The sequence below is a fragment of the uncultured Actinomyces sp. genome (genome assembly GCF_963526355.1).
Classification (GTDB): Bacteria; Actinomycetota; Actinomycetes; order Actinomycetales; family Actinomycetaceae; genus Actinomyces.
Map to the genome: position 1 here is coordinate 1 of NZ_CAUROW010000008.1, position 15,744 is coordinate 15,744.

The window sequence follows — 15,744 nt, forward strand, 5'->3', positions numbered from 1 at the left end:
AGGACCTGGCTCGGCACCGGGTCAGGCCGGAAGTCGCGCACAGAATGCCGGGCAGCGGCCAAATCGGAGAAGGCTTCGGGGTTCACGGTGGTGGCTCCTTGGAGATGAAGGTGTGATGGTGCTGGTGGTCGCTCGCGGCGGGAACACGTCCAGGGGCGGGTGCAGCGTTCGGCGACTCTCCCGTGGCTCAGGAGCGCATTCGGCGTGGGGCGTGTGCCGGGGTCTTCACCGGGGCGGCCCGCTGCGATACCTCTCGGCGCGCCCGCCCTGCTCGTGCAGTAGGTCCAGTCTCGGGTATGACGCGACGTCGCACACCAGCGTCATGACCGGTCGCGAGGCCCGAAGGTGGAGTCGTCCAGCTGGCGCAGGACCCGTGCCGGGTTGCCCACTGCGAGGCTGCCGGCGGGAATGTCCTTGGTGACCACCGAGCCCGCGCCGATGACGCAGTTGTCCCCGATGGTCACACCGGGGCACACGATCACCCCGCCGCCCAGCCACACGTTGTCGCCGATCGTGATGGGGTCGGCCGCTTCCAGGGAGCAGGCGCGCGGCGTCGGCTCCAGGGGGTGGACCGGTGTGAGCAGTTGGACGCCCGGGCCGATCTGGCAGTGCGCGCCGATACTGATCCGGGCGACGTCCAGGGCAACGAGCCCGTAGTTGACGAAGGTGCCCTCACCCACGGTGAGGTTGTCCCCATAGTCCACGCGCACCGGCGGCAGCAGGCGAACCTTGTCACCCAGCCCCGGGATCGCGGAGCGCAGCAGATCCCAGCAGTCCTCCTCACCCTCGGCGAAGGCCCGCTCGAAGCGGTAGAGCATCTTGCGGGCGTGCGCCGCGATCCTGGCACTGTCCGGGTCGTCGGAGACGTACCAGTCGCCGGCGAGCATGCGCTCGCGGTTGGTGCGATCGTCACCGACGAAATACGGCTCGGCCTCGGGGAAACGCGGGGAGGAGTTCTCGCTCATAGTCATCAGCCTAGCTGCGCCCGCCGAGGCCGTCCGGCGGCTTGAGCCCGCCCGAGAAGCCTGCTCCCGGCCCCCTCAGGAGTGGGGGAGCGCCTCGGCGACGGCGGCCCGCAGAGTCTCCGGCAGACCCAGCGACTCCATCTCACCCAGGAGATCGGTTCCGCTCAGTCCCCGCTCCACGGCGGACCATGCCCGGTCCTTCGCCGCGTAGGCCACGTGCGCGGCGTCCAGGAGCGCGTGAACCTCGCGGCGCCAGTCGGCTGGTACCTGCCGCGCGCCACGCAGTACCAGCTCGACGCCGTCGACCAGCTCTTGGCGACTGAGCTCACCTAAGTGAAGGAGCATCCCGGCACCCAGGGTGAAGCCGTCGCCGTCGACATCCTCGACGGCCAGTCGGCGCGCCTGGCCGCCCACCCCCAGCAGGGCGTCCGTGACCCGGCCGGACACAAGCCTCACCCTGACCAGTCGCGAGTCCGGGATGACAACGTCGGCGCCCTCCAGACGGATGCGGAGCACTGCGTCCTCATCGTCCTCGCCCTCGGTGACCGGCCAGGTGAGTGCCAGGTGGGTGCGGGCGACCCGCCCCGGGCCCGGCGCGGCCGAGCCGTCGTCCTCCTCTAGGGTGAAGGACCCCGAGTCACCGGGCACGACGACGATCTCCAGCTCGCGCGGATTGTCCCCGGCCGCCTCCGCAAGGCTCCCGGCTAGGGGAATGACCGAGCCGGCCCGGGCCAGTACTCCGATGCGGTCCAGAGGACGAGACAGGCTCAGCATGCGTCCGTGGCCGCCGGTCGTGGCCTCATAGCGGCGCCCCGTGGGCAGGTCGTACCAGAGGCCGTCGGGCAGCCAGGCCAGCTCCCGCCCCAGGCCGGTGGCCCCATCCAGTGGGGAGGTGAAGGGCACCACCAGCAGGTCCCCGAAGCAGAAGGTGTTCCGGTGCTCGTAGGCGGCCAGCTCCCGCGGGTGGTCGTGGTACAGCGGACGCACCGGGCCGATGCCCTCACTTACCGAGCGCCTGGCCCACGTGTACAGGTAGGGCACCAGCCGGTGACGCAGCCGAAGGTGTGCCTCCATGGTGGCGCGTGCGTCACGAGAGTAGCGCCAGGGCTCCTTGGAGGTGAAGCTCGAGTTCGACGAGTGCAGGCGGTTGATGGGGGAGAAGCAACCCAGCTGGAACCAGCGGGCCGCCATGGCGTCGTCGCTCGTGCCCAGCATGTGCCCGCCGATGTCGTTGGACCACCAGAAGTAGCCGATGTTGGCGGCCGTGGCCGTGAACCGTGGTTGGAAGTCCAGCGAGTCCCAGCTGATGATCGTGTCCCCGGAGAAGCCCACCGGAGTGCGGTGGCTGGAGGCGTCGGCGAAGCGGGAGAAGGTCACCGGCCGCCGCCGCTCCACGCCGCCTGCCTCCGTCGGGCGCTCGCGGCCCGAGTCGAGGTGGTGGACGTGGTTGAGCATCCACAGCGGGTCCAGGCCGGGAACCGTGGTGGAACCGCCCTGCTGCCAGTCCAACCACCAGAAGTCCACACCCTCATCCTCCAGACGGTGGTGGAGACGTGAGAGGTAGGAGGCCACGAAGTCACGGTCGGTGACGTCGAAGGGCACGTCCTGTCCACTGCCGGCATCCAGGCCCAGGTCGGCGCAGACCTCCTCATAGGCGTCCTCGTGGCGCCGCACCCCCTGGGCCGGGTGCACGTTGAGCGTGGTGAGCATGCCCCGCTCGTGGAGGCCGGCCAGGAATGCCCGTGGGTCGGGGAACAGCTCCCGGTTCCAGGTGTAGCCGGTCCACCCCGTGCCGATCGCCGGGTCGATGTCGGTGAGGTGCCAGTCCATGTCGATAACGGCCACGGAGAAGGGCAGCTCCTCGGCGGAGAAGCGATCCATGAGCGCCAGGTACTCCTGGCCGCTGTAGGGGTGGTAGCGGCTCCACCAGTTGCCCAGCAGTGCCCGGGGGATGAGGGGACTCGGTCCGGTGAGGCGGAAGAAGTCCAACAGCGCCTCCTGGTAGTCCTGGCCGTAGCCGAAGACGTAGAGATCCTGCGCCCCGTCGGCCAGGCGGTTGCCGGGCTCACGGGGTTGGACCCACTCATCCTGGGTGAGCAGCAGTGAGGCCGAGTCGTCCAGGGCGGTGATGCCGTTCAGGCTCAGCAGTCCCGGGCTGAGGGTGACGGCGCCGTCGGCCTCATCGAGGGTGCGGGTGGTGCCGCCCAGGTTCGTTGGGAAGGTCTCGTCGGGGTCCCACACGTCGCCGTGGTGCCAGGTGCCGCCGTGGGCGTGGAGCGCCGTCGAGCGCAGCCTGACGCTGAGACCCGATGGAGAGAAGCCCAACGAGGGGACATGGGTCAGGTGCAGGTGCTCGGTGACGATCTCCAATCGGTCCTCACCCCGCACCACTCGGAACCACGGCGCCTCGCCGAGATCCCGGTTCACGACCAGCTGGGTAGCGGCGTCGGTGAACACGCCCGAAGGGGAGAACTCCATGCGGATGAGCCGGGAGGTCAGCACCGTGAACCGGTAACGGGACTCGGCCAGCGTCGATCCGACCACGACCGCCTCGGGACGGGCGGCGGCCGGGCGAGGCGTGTCTGGGGCATCGGAGAGAGGGGAAACCAACGGTCGACCTTTCACGGCAGGGTCATCACTGGGGCGCGGGTGGGGGCGCGTTCGAGTCGAAGCGCGAGAACCCATCATAATTCGGCCATGGTTCGTCGGGCCGTCTGACACAATCGGTACGAGGCCGCAGAGCGCCGTCGACCCCGGCGGTGCAGCCGGGACAAGTCACGAGCCACGGCCCCCATGACTGTCCATCTGCGCCCCACCCGTGTCGGATCCACTCGTGTCCCCCTGCTCTCCCCTCATGCCGGTAGGAAGGAAGCCGCCCGTGACTCGCCCCGCATCCCTGGTCGTCTCTCCCCACCACGTCGGTGACGAACCGGACTGGTGGCGTCGCGCCGTCGTCTACCAGGTCTACCCCCGCTCCTTCGCCGACTCCGACGGCGACGGGATCGGCGACATCCCCGGCCTGACCAGCCGCCTGGACCACCTCGACGAGCTCGGGGTCGACGTCGTGTGGCTCAGCCCCGTCTACCGCTCCCCACAGGACGACAACGGCTACGACATCTCCGACTACCAGGACATCGACCCCCTCTTCGGCACCCTGGACGACCTCGACGCCCTTATTGACGGCCTCCACGCCCGTGGCATGCGCCTGGTCATGGACCTCGTCGTCAACCACACCAGCGACGAGCACCCCTGGTTCACCGCCAGCCGCTCATCGACGCAGGACCCCAAGCGTGACTGGTACATCTGGCGTCCCGCCCGGCAGATCGACGGGCTCGCCCCCGGGCAGCCGGGCACCGAGCCCACCAACTGGGGCTCGGCCTTCTCAGGATCCGCCTGGGCCTGGGACGAGGGCACTCAGGAGTTCTACCTGCACCTCTTCTCACCCAAGCAGCCCGACCTCAACTGGGAGAACCCCGAGGTGCGCCGCGCCGTCCACGAGATGATGACCTGGTGGCTGGACCGCGGAGTCGACGGCTTCCGCATGGACGTCATCAACTTCATCTCCAAGACCTACCCGCTCACCGACGCACCCCAGGGCGAGGGCGACCTCTACGGCAACGCCTTCGCCGCCGTCGCCAACGGGCCCCGTATCCACGAGTTCCTCCGCGAGATGAACCAGCGGGTCCTCGCGCCCCGACCCGGCCACGTCATCACCGTCGGGGAGATGCCCGGGGCCACCCGGGCCGAGGCCGTCCTCTACACCGACCCCGCCCGCGCCGAGCTCGACATGGTCTTCCAGTTCGAGCACGTCAGCCTCACCGACGGTCCCGGAGGCAAGTTCGACCCGCAGCCCCTCGACCTCGTCACCCTCAAGACCAACCTCGCCGACTGGCAGGCGGCCCTCGCCCCCGTCACGATCTCCTCCGGCGTCGTCACGGCGGAGAAGGGCTGGAACTCCGCCTACTGGGACAACCACGACCAGCCCCGCGCCGTCTCCCGCTTCGGCGACGACGACCCGGCCTGGCGCGTCCGCTCGGCCAAGACCCTCGCCACGATCCTCCACACCCACCGCGGAACCCCTTATGTCTACCAGGGTGAGGAGCTCGGCATGGCCAACACGGTCTTCCGTGGCATCGAGGACTACCGGGACCTGGAGTCCGTCAACCACTTCCACGAGCGCGTGCGCGCCGGCGATGACCCGGCCGCCGTCCTGGCCGGCCTGGCGCCCGTCTCCCGGGACAACGCCCGCACCCCCGTCCACTGGGACAGCAGCGAGAAGGCCGGGTTCACCACCGGCGAGCCCTGGATCGCCCTGGCCCCCGACCACGGCACCGTCAACGCCGCCGCCCAGGCGGGAGTGCCCGGCAGCGTCTTCGAGCACTACCGCTCCCTCATCGCCCTGCGCCACGACGATGACGCCCTCGCCCTGGGCACCTTCCGGCTCCTGGCGGCCGACCACCCCACCGCCTGGGTCATCCTGCGTCAGTGGCGGTCCCCGGAGCCGGATGAAACGGGTGAGAACCGCGTCGAGCAGCTCCTGCTCATCGCTCAGTGCGCTCGCCAGGACCTGCCCCTGACCGGTGAGGGCGGCCTGATGGCCGCGCTTGAGGCCGAGGGGCTGCAGGCGCGGCGGTGGGCCGAGGCCGAGCAGGTCCTGCGAGCCGGCGACCCGGACGTCCAGCCCGGCTCCGTGCACGCGGGGCTGCCCGCGGTCCTGGCCGGCTGGGACTCGGTGCTGCTGCGCCGTCGGGCCTGAGCGGGTGGGTGCTCGCCGCGCCAGCCCGAGGGTCTCGTCACTGGAATAGTGCCGGCCAGCCGATCGTTGGTCTCGGTGGACAAACCCGTGGATATCGGAAGTAGGAGAGCACCATGGAGTTCAGCCAGGTCGTCGCCAATCGTCACTCGGTGCGAGACTTCACCGACCAGCCCGTCTCCCGGGAGGACCTGGTCGACGTCGTCCGCACCGCCCAGCAGGCGCCGTCGTGGGTGAATTCCCAGCCCTGGCGGGTCTACGCCGCCACCGGCCGGACCCTGGAGGAGATCAAGAAGCGCCATGCCGCAGACGTCGCCGCCGGCAGGAAGGGAGGCTCCGACCTTCCGGTGAAGCCTCGTACCGAGTGGTCTCCGACCACCCAGGAGAACATGGCCGCGCTCGGCGAGCAGATCGGTGCCCAGCTGGGCGAGGGCGTCCAGGAGTTCCAGGCATCGCAGGGACGGTTGTTCAACGCTCAGGCGGTCCTGTACGTGACGATCCCGGTCGACTCCACTCCGTGGTCCTTCCACGACCTCGGGGCCTTCTCCGCCATGCTCGTCCTAGCGGCTGCCGACAAGGGCCTTGGCGCCATCAACGCCTACGCCCTGGTCATGTACCCGGACGAGGTGCGCGAGGCCATGGGGATCGGAACCGATGAGATCGTGGCGGTCGGGATCGCGCTGGGCCACCCCGCGGACTCGGCGCTGGCGGCCTTCGCCCCCGACCGCGTCGACGTCGACGAGATCCTCACGATCAAGGACTGAGCGCAGAGGGCTGCCTCCGCCGTCGGCCCAGGAGGAGGATGAGGCCGGCGGCGACGGCTGCGTCGGTGAGCAGGATCGCCGCGTTGAGCCACGAGATCTCGAAGTCGGGCCGGTTCTCGCTCCGGAGCCGGCCGATGAACAGGCCCAGCGCGTTTCCGCTGACGCGTAGGCCCAGCGCGAAGAACACCGACCGCAGCCGCACCACCGACCAGCAGGGCGACGGCGACAAGGGTGCCACCTTCTCAGACAGCGGGCCGTCCGGTCTCGAAGGTCTAGGCGTCGGCCGTGGAGGGCCGTCACGCGTGGCGGGGCGGCGCGGTGTCGTGGAGACGATCCATCGTGATTCCGATGGAGACGTGGCTGCCGGCTGTGATCCGCGCAGAGGTGTCCGTTCAATCGGAAGGACTGATGACCCTGCCATGTGGCAGGAGGCTTCGACTACCGCATCCCCGAGCCCCGCAGCCGGGAGACCGCGGATTGCCGCCAGGCGGGGGAGGTCAGCAGCATGACCGTCAGGACGACGGCGATCAGTGCTGTCAGCGTCCAGGCTCCGGCACGGGCCAGCTCCCAGGTGAAGACGATCCCGAAGACGGGGGCCTTCTGGGTCGTGGCGAGCACCGCGCCCGCGCCCGCCATCGCCAGCACCGAGATGCTGGCCTCCACCCCGCCGGCCTGAAGCGCGATCGCCAGCGCGGCTCCCGCGCTCGATCCCACAGCCAGGGAGGGGGCCAGGCGTCCCCCGGTGGCACCGGCCCCGAGCGTGAGCCCGGTGAGAATCGGCTTGAGGGCCACGATGCCCAGCAGCACGACCAGGACCGCACTCGAGGCGCCGCTCGAGTCTTCCGGAACGTGGGCGCCCAGGGCCACCTCCATGGCGTCGCGGCCATTGCCGATGACGGCCGGAACCCACAGACTCACCAACCCGGTTGCCAGTCCCGCCACCCCGATCGCCACTGGCAGCCACCGTACGGTGCGCACCCGACGTGCCAGCATCCACGACCACAGTCGCCTGGCGCCCACTCCCAGCGCAGCGGCGACGGGCACGAGCAGAACCAGTCCGAGGGCGGTCCCCGACGACAGTCTTTGCGAGGCGACCTCGAAGGTGGGACGCCCGTGGGAGTGCAACCAGGAGACGAGCGTGGCGATGAGGCACACCGGGACCGCCACGAGGGCACCGCGCCGTCGCATCCCGGACACCATGATGAGCTCGACGGCGTAGGCCGCCCCTCCCAACGGCGCGTTGTACATGGCTGCCAGTCCCGCCCCTGCGGCGGAGGCGATGAGGATCGCGCCTTCGGTCCTGCCGATCCCCAGGAGGGTGGTGAGCCTGGCCGCCACCGCCCCTGCGGCCAGGCGCGGCGCGCCCTCGCGGCCCACCGAGTTGCCCGAGCCAACCGTGAGGACCTGGGTGAGGGCGTCGAGGAAGGGACGCGCCAGCCCCATCCGGGGAGCCGCTTCGCCGCTGCGATCCGCCACCGTGGTCTCCACGTCGGCCACTCCGCCGGTCGCGCGCAGCCACCACCACATGCCACCGGCGATAAGACCGCCCATGGCCGGGGCGAGCGCGCGCCGCCAGGGTGGGGCGACGGCCAGCCGCTCCAGGAGCCCACCGTGGGTGACGCCGTAGAACCGCGCCTCGAAGAGCTCCAGGAGCAGCGCCATCGCGATCCCGATGAGACCCGCGGCCACGCCCGCCACGGTGGCAGCCAGAAGGAACCGGGGTCGGGTCAGCGCGCGCACGCCAGGCACGATACCCGGACCCGCGGCTCCCGGGGCCGGCGGGTCAGCGAGCCGCGTCGTCGGCCGCCTCGCCGAAGTCGGGGACGTCCTCGAGCGCCAGGGTTCCGCTGTTCTGGCTGACCAGGGCCACGGCGGGGCGCAGGCCCAGCCACCACTGGTGGCGGGGACGACGGTTGTCGCGGTCGAGGTCGTCGTTCATGCGGTCCAAGGGGTGGTTGGAGACCTTACCTCCCACCAGGCCCACGTAGGAGGCCGTCGGCTCGCCGCGCTTGAGGGCACCGGCCAGCAGCTCCAGGGAGTAGGCGACGAGCTTGGTCGCCATGATCCGGTCGAAGGCCGTGGGGCTGCCGCCCTGCTGCTGGTGGCCCAGGATCGCCTCGCGCACGTCGTAGAGGTCCTTGCCCTCCTCGGCGAAGATGTGGGCCAGGACGTCGGTGGTGTAGTTGACGCTGGCGCGCTCGTTGCGGATCACCAGGTAGAGGCTGCGTCCCGAGCGGAAGGACTCCACCATTCGCTCCGAGTCGGCGGCCAGGCCCGCCAGCGTGATGCCCTCCTCGTTGAGGTAGACCTTCTCCGCGCCGGTGGCCAGACCGGACATCAGGGACAGGTAGCCGCACTTGCGGCCCATGACCTCGGCGACGAAGCAGCGGTGGGAGGCTGCCGCGGAGAGCTTGATGGAGTCCAGCGCCACCACCGCGTTGTTGAGGGCCGTGTCGGTGCCGATGCTCAGCTCGGAGCCGGGCAGGTTGTTGTCGATGGAGGCAGGCACGCACACGATCGGGATCTGGAAGGCGGGGTAGCGGTCCCGCTCGGTGACCAGGCGGAAGGCGCTCAGGTAGGCGTTGTAGCCGCCGATGACCAGCAGGGCGTCGATCTCATGGAGCTCGATGGCCCGCCCCAGGGCGTAGAGCTGCTCGATGGTGGGCACCTCGCGGCGCGTGCCCAGCTGGGCGCCGCCGTCACCGACCCAGCCCTCGACGTCGGCCCAGGTCAGCTCGTGCACGTCGCCGTCGAGCAGGCCGGGGAAGCCCCCGTGGACTCCCAGCATCGTGAAGTCGTGGTCGAGGCCCAGACGCACGGCCGCGCGCGCCGCCGTGTTCATCCCCGGGGCCAGGCCGCCGGCGTGGATGATGGCGACCCGCTTGGGGCGAGCGGTGGACGACGGCGTCGATCCAGCATCGGCGGCGGGCTCGGCGGGAGGCGTGGACATGGTCTCGAACAGTTCGAGCATGTTGCCGAAACTGGCACCGCGGGCCTGGATCGCCCCGAGGTAGTCATGGGCGGCCACGAGGTCCTTGACGGCACGGGTGGCCGCGATCTGATCCATCATCGGCAGGCGGCGGATGCGGTTGTGGCGCTCGGCGATGATGACTGGCTCGCTGCCCGGCTCCATGGACACCACCTCGCGGGCGGCGGCGCAGCCCAGCAGCGTGGACATCCAGCGGTCGTAGGCGCTGGGGCGGCCACCGCGCTGGACGTGACCCAGGATGGTGACGCGGGCGGCCTCGCCCAGCTTGTCGGCGATGACCTGGCGGACGTCGTCGGCGGTGATGCGGTTGCCCTCGCGGTCGGTGGCGCCCTCGGCGACGATCACCATGGACTCACGGCGTCCGGCCTCCCGGCCCGCCTTGAGCTTGGAGCACATGTCCTCCTCCCAGTCCTTGCCCGGGGGGAGCTCGGGGACCAGGACGTAGTCACAGCCCCCGGCCACGGCCGCCATGAGGGCCAGGTAGCCGCAGTGGCGGCCCATGACCTCCACGACGAAGGTGCGCTGGTGGGAGGCGGCCGTTGAGGAGATGTCGTCGATGGCCTCCAGGATGCGGTGGAGGGCCGAGTCGGTGCCGATGGTCATGTCGGCGCCCACCAGGTCGTTGTCGATGCTGCCCACCAGGCCGGTCACCATGAGGACGGGATGGGCGGCGGCCGTCTCCGCGCTGATGTCACCGGCCGCGACGAGCTCCTCGAGCAGGGAGGGCCAGTTCGTGCGGAACTCGTTGGTGCCGGTCAGGGACCCGTCGCCGCCGATGACCACGAGCCGGTCGATACCGTGCTCCAGGAGATTGCGGGCGGCCGTCAGCTGGCCGGCGCGCTCGCGGAACTCGGCTGAGCGGGCGGTGCCGATGATGGTGCCGCCGCGCTGAAGGATGGAGCCCACCGAGTCCCACTCCAGGGGGCGGATCCCGTCACCACCGGCCACAGCCCCGGCCCAGCCCTCCATGACCGCGTAGGGCCTGGCCCCCAGGCGGATGGCGGTGCGCACCACGGCCCGTACGGCCGCGTTCATGCCCTGGGCGTCACCGCCGGAGGTGAGGATTCCGATGCGCAGGGGCTCGCCGTCCAGGCCGAGCAGCGGGCCGGCCGACGAGTCGGTGGGGGAGAGGGCGGTATCTGAGGACATGGCGGCTGGCATGTGGGGTCCTTCCCTGAGATCACCGGTGGGCCTGGCTCCCGGCGTCGGCCGGGAGGACGTCAGCCCTTATTGTTGCTGGTGAGCGCCGCCACGTCATCCGCCTGTGGTCCCAGGAGCGTTTCCTTGCCGCGGTATCCACGTATTCGTCGGTCTCTGGTGATCCTCTAGATGAGGGGAGCGATGTGTCCCCCTGCTTTGGGAGCAGGGGGCAGCAATTCCGCGACCAGGGAGCTACCCGTCTCGGCCGGCGTGGAACCTGTGGGCCTCGGCGTCGAGGGCGCGCTTGCGTCGTCGGCCCCACCGCCTGCCGCTCCAGAGACCGAGCAGCACCATGGCGCCGACCAGTGCGCTCGTTGCCGTCAGTGCGGGCATGACCGTCTCCCTTATTTCGAGCCCCTCCCCGTGTCAATCCATGATAATTCGCGTTGTGGCGCGCAGCGCAGGATTGGGAACGTACTTCGTGATCGGGAACTGCGATCTCCCGCAGACGACTGGGGGCCGCCCTCAGTCATCCGGAGGAAAACGCAGTTCTCGTAGGGAAAGTACGTTCTCGACGGCGCTCGTGGGTGAAGGCCTCGTGCTGCGATCCAGTGGCAGTTCAATCGGGGTCTCTTACATGAGCGCCCTGGTGAGTGCCGCCGCGTTGGTCCTCAGATAGTGGACGTCACGTAGATAGACGGTGTCGTGGCCGTCGTCGAGGTGGGACTGGAACGCCGTGTCGCCCTGCGCCGCCTGCGACCGCATGTAGCTGACGAGATCAAGCAGCCGTCGGCACGCGGTCTCAACGACCTGAGTCCGATTCACCTCCCCGTACTTGTCGCAGAACAGCCGAGCCCGCCGAACCTGCTCGGCCAGAGAACCGAAACCGACCGTGTTTCCTGGTGCGGTCAGTGGGGCGAAACGATAGATCGCGTAGGCGACGTCGCGGATGCGAGGGCCCGGGTGCGCGGTGTCGAAGTCGATGATTCCAACCAGCCCGCTCCCGTCGAACACGCAGTTGTACGGCGCGAAGTCCCCGTGGCAGATAACCTCGTAGGGCTCAACTGCCTCCAGCATCCAGCCGTCCACCACCTCGGTCGCCAGGTCACTGGTCACCTCGTGCAGTGAGCGCAGCGCTCGGGCCGCTGAGATGAGTGCCTCGTCGCTGCGCAGTGCTGCAGGCAGTGGGTAGCTGCCGGCCCGACCCTCCATGAACTCGAGGACCTGCCGGTCGTCGTCGGACAGGCCCAGGAAACGTGGGGAGTACCTGAACCCCCTGCGCTCCAGCACGGTGAGCAGCCACTCGACATTGGTGCTGCCCTGGCGCCGACTGCGAAGGACTCTGCCACCCACCTTGGTGATCTCGGTCGAGCCGCCCTGAAGGTCCTCGGGAATCTCGCTCATGACACTTTCCCCATCTCTCATCATCCTACGTGGGCGGACGGCGCGAGTGGTCGACGACGGCTACGAGAAGGGCCGGATCAGGCGACCGATCAAGCAGTGAACCTGTCAATGGCTGAGCCGTGACGAAGGATCCGCCCGCACGCCCCGCCGTGAGACGAGGCGACCACGTTGTGTGAGACGCCGCCGCCTCCCGCCCGTGTCCGACCTCCCCGAGCGGTACCGGGACGTTAGGCTCAACACCGGCGCCCACCCGGCCGACGTCGGTCCGCGCCCACAAGCCATCCACATGCCCCGAGAGGATCAGCTGCATGGATCTCTACGAATACCAGGCCAGGAACCTGTTCCGCCGGCACGGCGTCCCCGTGCTCGACGGCGCCGTGGCCACGACCCCCGAGGAGGCGCGCAGCGCCGCGCAGTCCCTCCTCGATGCGGGCAGTGAGCTGGTCGTCGTCAAGGCCCAGGTCAAGACCGGCGGCCGCGGCAAGGCCGGCGGCGTCAAGCTCGCCCGTACCGCCGAGGAGGCCGAGGCCCGCGCCCGCGACATCCTGGGCATGGACATCAAGGGCCACACGGTGCGCGCCGTCCTCATCTCCGACGGCGTCGACATCGATGCCGAGTACTACTTCTCCATCCTCCTGGACCGCGCCGAGCGCCAGTACCTGGCCATGTGCTCGCGCGAGGGCGGCATGGACATCGAGACCCTCGCCGCCGAACGCCCCGAGGCCCTGGCCCGCGTCGGCATCGACCCACTCGAGGGCATCACCCCCGCCGTCGCCCACCGGATCGTCGGGGCCGCAGGCTTCGAGGCCGGCCCCCTGGCCGACGAGGTCGCCGCCGTCATCGAACGCCTCTGGGAGGTCTTCACCGCCGAGGACGCCACCCTCGTGGAGGTCAACCCCCTGGTCAAGGCCGCCGACGGCCGCATCATCGCCCTGGACGGCAAGGTCAGCCTCGATGACAACTCCCGCTTCCGCCACCCCGCCCACGCCGAGCTCGTCGACGACGCCGCCACCGACCCCCTGGAGGCCCGCGCCCGCGAGGCCGGTCTCAACTACGTGCGCCTCGAGGGCGAGGTCGGGGTCCTGGGCAACGGTGCCGGCCTGGTCATGTCCACCCTCGATGTCGTCGCCGGGGCCGGCGAGCGTCACGGCGGCATGAAGCCCGCCAACTTCCTCGACCTGGGAGGCGGGTCATCGGCCGAGGTCATGGCCACCGGCCTGGAGGTCGTCGCCTCCGACCCCCAGGTGCGCGCCATCCTCGTCAACGTCTTCGGCGGCATCACCTCCTGCGACACCGTCGCCCGGGGCATCGTGGCCGCCGTTGAGTCCCTGGGCGGGCTGCCCAAGCCCGTCGTCGTGCGCCTGGACGGCAACAACGCCGAGACCGGCCGCGCCATCCTGTCCGACGCCGCCATCGACGGCGTCACCGTCGTCGACACCATGGACGGGGCCGCCGACGTCGTCACCGCCATCGCCGAGCAGATCAGCGGCCGGCCCGCTGCCAAGGAGGCCTGAGACATGAGCATCTTCCTGACTGAGACTGACCGCGTCATCGTCCAGGGCATGACCGGCTCCGAGGGCCGCAAGCACACCGCCCGCATGCTCTCGGCGGGCACGAAGGTCGTCGCCGGCGTCAACCCCCGCAAGGCCGGCACCACCGTCGCCTTCGACGTCGCCCCCATCGGCCCCGGCGCCGGCGAGGTTCAGGCCGGAACCGTCGAGGTCCCCGTCCACGGCACCGTCGCCGAGGCCAAGGAGGCCACCGGCGCCGAGGTGAGCGTCGTCTTCGTCCCGCCCGCCTTCGCCAAGGTAGCCGTCGTCGAGGCGGTCGACGCCGGCGTGCGCCTCGTCGTCGTCATCACCGAGGGCATCCCGGTGGCCGACGCCACCTGGATGCGCGCCTACGCCGCCGAGCACGGCGTCCAGATCATCGGCCCCAACTGCCCGGGCATCATCTCCCCGGCCCGCTCCAACGTGGGCATCACTCCGCCCGACATCACCGGCCCCGGCCCCCTGGGACTGGTCTCCAAGTCCGGAACCCTGACCTACCAGCTCATGCATGAGCTCTCCGACCTGGGCTTCACCACCTGCATCGGCATCGGCGGGGACCCGGTGGTCGGCACCACCCACATCGACGCCCTGGCCGCCTTCGAGGCCGACCCCGACACCCGCCTGGTCATCATGATCGGTGAGATCGGGGGCGATGCCGAGGAGCGCGCCGCCGTCTACATCCGCGAGCACATGACTAAGCCCGTCGTCGCCTATGTCGCCGGCTTCACCGCCCCCGAGGGGCGCACCATGGGCCACGCCGGGGCCATCGTCTCCGGCTCGTCGGGCACCGCCGAGGCCAAGAGGATCGCGCTGGAGGCCGCCGGCGTCCGAGTGGGGCGCACCCCCAGTCAGACCGCTGAGATCGCTCGCGAGCTCTACCGCGCCCTGGCCGGTGAGGTGAGCGCTTGAGCCTGGTGCGGTCGCGAGCCGCCACCCTGACGTCCTGGGCCCTGTGGTCCCTGCGTGTGGGCATCGAGTCGATCGGCCTGCTCTGGCTGGTGGTGGTGCTGTTGACGGTTGCGGTGTCCATGGCGACATCCAGTCTCAGTGCCGCCACCGCCTTGAGCGCCGGCGAGGCCCTGAGCGTCGGGACGGCACTGTGGAGCCTCGGCTTCGGGGGGACGCTCGCCTCCTCTTCCGCCGACCAGGGTGCTCTCAGCCTGCCGCTGCTGGGACTGACCCTGGCGCAGGTGGGCTGGACCTGGAGCTGCGTACGACGCGCCCGCCCCACCCGCCCGGCGGCCGGGGCGGCCATCGTGGTTTCCGCTGCGGCCATCTCCGCCTTGGCCTGTCTGGCAGGCCCCAAGGGGCTGGGAATCTGGCCTGCGGTCGGCGGCATCGCCGTCATCACGAGCGCCGTTGTCGGCATCCAGCTTCAGCGCGCCGGCAACGGCTGGCCCGCACTGACCCGCTGGTGGAACCGTTGCCCCCACTGGGCGGGGCCGGCTCTGACGCTAGCCCACGGTACCGCCCGTGTCCTGGCCCTGCTGAGCCTCATGGTGGTGGTCGTCGCCGTCTTCATGGGAGCCGGACGGGTCTCGGTCCTACACGATGCCCTGGCCGGCGGCGGATTCATCGCGGTGGCCGGCCTGGTCCTGCTTCAGGTCGCCTGGGCACCGACCCTGCTCATCTGGGCCTGCGCCTGGCTCATCGGGGCCGGCTTCTCCGTCGGCACCGGGACGGTCTTCGCCCCGGACCGCGTGGTGGCGGGCCCCGTCCCCGCTCTGCCGCTGCTGGGGCTGTTGCCGACGGCGCCGTTGAGAACGGTGGGCCTGTGGCTCCCGCTCGTGGTGACGGTCGGGGCCATGGTGGCCGCCTGGAGGCATCGGGCTGTCCTCAACACCCTTCGGGTCCGTCACGCCGTCAGCGCCGCCGGGGCCGCCGCCCTCCTCGTGGCCGGCGGTGTGGGGTTGCTGTGTCTGGCCGCCTCCGGTTCTGTGGGACCCGGTCGTATGACCGACGTCGGCCCACAGGTCCTCTATACAGTGATTCTCGTCTTCGTCGAGGTCGGCGTTGGACTGGCCGCCATGGCGATCCTCGCCCATCCCTACACACGGACCTGGGCCCGGGGCATCCTGCCGGCGGCCTCCCGACGTCGAGATACGAACGAGGAAGACGTTGAAGAGCAGGACGGCGGGACGTAGCCTTCGCCCCTCGAGACCGGACGGTGGACGGCATC

The 15,744-nt window shown here is 70.3% G+C and carries 12 protein-coding genes; 5 read left to right on the forward strand and 7 right to left on the reverse strand.

All coding sequences use genetic code 11. From position 1 onward, the window contains the following. Positions 1-320 precede the first annotated feature (320 nt). Complete coding sequence (locus RWR81_RS03630) at positions 321-965, reverse strand: sugar O-acetyltransferase (protein ID WP_314454531.1); 645 nt, start codon at positions 963-965, stop codon at positions 321-323. Positions 966-1,040: 75 nt separating this feature from the next. Further along, positions 1,041-3,575, reverse strand: a complete 2,535-nt coding sequence (locus RWR81_RS03635) for a TIM-barrel domain-containing protein (RefSeq protein ID WP_314454534.1) — start codon at positions 3,573-3,575, stop codon at positions 1,041-1,043. Between the two features lie 268 nt (positions 3,576-3,843). Between RWR81_RS03635 and RWR81_RS03640 the strand changes: the two genes are divergently transcribed. Both RWR81_RS03640 and RWR81_RS03645 read left to right on the forward strand, forming a co-directional pair. Next, positions 3,844-5,721: an alpha-glucosidase gene (locus tag RWR81_RS03640; RefSeq protein ID WP_314454536.1), complete on the forward strand. Its 1,878-nt coding sequence runs from the start codon at positions 3,844-3,846 to the stop codon at positions 5,719-5,721. 113 nt (positions 5,722-5,834) lie between these two features. Beyond that, positions 5,835-6,482, forward strand: coding sequence for a nitroreductase (locus RWR81_RS03645; protein ID WP_314454540.1), 648 nt, complete (start codon positions 5,835-5,837; stop codon positions 6,480-6,482). Here the strand turns inward: RWR81_RS03645 and RWR81_RS03650 are convergent. From RWR81_RS03650 to RWR81_RS03670, 5 genes are all read right to left on the reverse strand, one after another. Further along, the gene (locus RWR81_RS03650; protein WP_314454543.1) at positions 6,472-6,711 is read right to left on the reverse strand and encodes a hypothetical protein; all 240 of its coding nucleotides are present in this window, start codon (positions 6,709-6,711) and stop codon (positions 6,472-6,474) included. The two genes, RWR81_RS03645 and RWR81_RS03650, sit on opposite strands and share 11 nt — an antisense overlap. A gap of 209 nt (positions 6,712-6,920) precedes the next feature. Beyond that, entirely contained in the window at positions 6,921-8,222 is a 1,302-nt protein-coding gene (locus RWR81_RS03655) for a chloride channel protein (RefSeq protein ID WP_314454547.1), read from the reverse strand. 43 nt (positions 8,223-8,265) lie between these two features. Beyond that, positions 8,266-10,632 (reverse strand): 6-phosphofructokinase, encoded by a 2,367-nt coding sequence (locus RWR81_RS03660; protein ID WP_314454549.1) that lies wholly within the window; start codon positions 10,630-10,632, stop codon positions 8,266-8,268. Positions 10,633-10,863: 231 nt separating this feature from the next. Continuing rightward, positions 10,864-11,004: a hypothetical protein gene (locus RWR81_RS03665; protein ID WP_314454552.1), complete on the reverse strand. Its 141-nt coding sequence runs from the start codon at positions 11,002-11,004 to the stop codon at positions 10,864-10,866. 240 nt (positions 11,005-11,244) lie between these two features. After that, complete coding sequence (locus RWR81_RS03670) at positions 11,245-12,015, reverse strand: phosphotransferase (RefSeq protein WP_314454555.1); 771 nt, start codon at positions 12,013-12,015, stop codon at positions 11,245-11,247. 308 nt (positions 12,016-12,323) lie between these two features. On the opposite strand from RWR81_RS03670, the gene sucC reads away from it, so the two are divergent. Genes sucC through RWR81_RS03685 form a run of 3 tightly spaced genes read left to right on the forward strand, consistent with a single transcriptional unit; the run spans position 12,324 to position 15,709 of the window. Further along, positions 12,324-13,529 carry an ADP-forming succinate--CoA ligase subunit beta gene (gene sucC / locus RWR81_RS03675; RefSeq protein WP_314454558.1) on the forward strand — a complete coding sequence of 402 codons (1,206 nt, stop codon included), beginning with the start codon at positions 12,324-12,326 and terminating at the stop codon, positions 13,527-13,529. Between the two features lie 3 nt (positions 13,530-13,532). After that, positions 13,533-14,474 carry a succinate--CoA ligase subunit alpha gene (gene sucD, locus RWR81_RS03680; protein ID WP_314454561.1) on the forward strand — a complete coding sequence of 314 codons (942 nt, stop codon included), beginning with the start codon at positions 13,533-13,535 and terminating at the stop codon, positions 14,472-14,474. A 5-nt stretch (positions 14,475-14,479) separates the two neighbouring features. Next, on the forward strand, positions 14,480-15,709 hold the full coding sequence (locus RWR81_RS03685; RefSeq protein ID WP_314454654.1) for a DUF6350 family protein: 1,230 nt from the start codon (positions 14,480-14,482) through the stop codon (positions 15,707-15,709). Positions 15,710-15,744 lie beyond the last annotated feature (35 nt).

Bases quoted from the DNA above. Each gene is read 5' to 3' on its own strand.
- RWR81_RS03630 (WP_314454531.1), bottom strand. From the start codon at position 965: ATGAGCGAGAACTCCTCCCCGCGTTTCCCCGAGGCCGAGCCGTATTTC.
- RWR81_RS03645 (WP_314454540.1), top strand. From the start codon at position 5,835: ATGGAGTTCAGCCAGGTCGTCGCCAATCGTCACTCGGTGCGAGACTTC.
- RWR81_RS03660 (WP_314454549.1), bottom strand. From the start codon at position 10,632: ATGCCAGCCGCCATGTCCTCAGATACCGCCCTCTCCCCCACCGACTCG.
- RWR81_RS03665 (WP_314454552.1), bottom strand. From the start codon at position 11,004: ATGCCCGCACTGACGGCAACGAGCGCACTGGTCGGCGCCATGGTGCTG.
- RWR81_RS03670 (WP_314454555.1), bottom strand. From the start codon at position 12,015: ATGAGCGAGATTCCCGAGGACCTTCAGGGCGGCTCGACCGAGATCACC.
- sucC (WP_314454558.1), top strand. From the start codon at position 12,324: ATGGATCTCTACGAATACCAGGCCAGGAACCTGTTCCGCCGGCACGGC.
- sucD (WP_314454561.1), top strand. From the start codon at position 13,533: ATGAGCATCTTCCTGACTGAGACTGACCGCGTCATCGTCCAGGGCATG.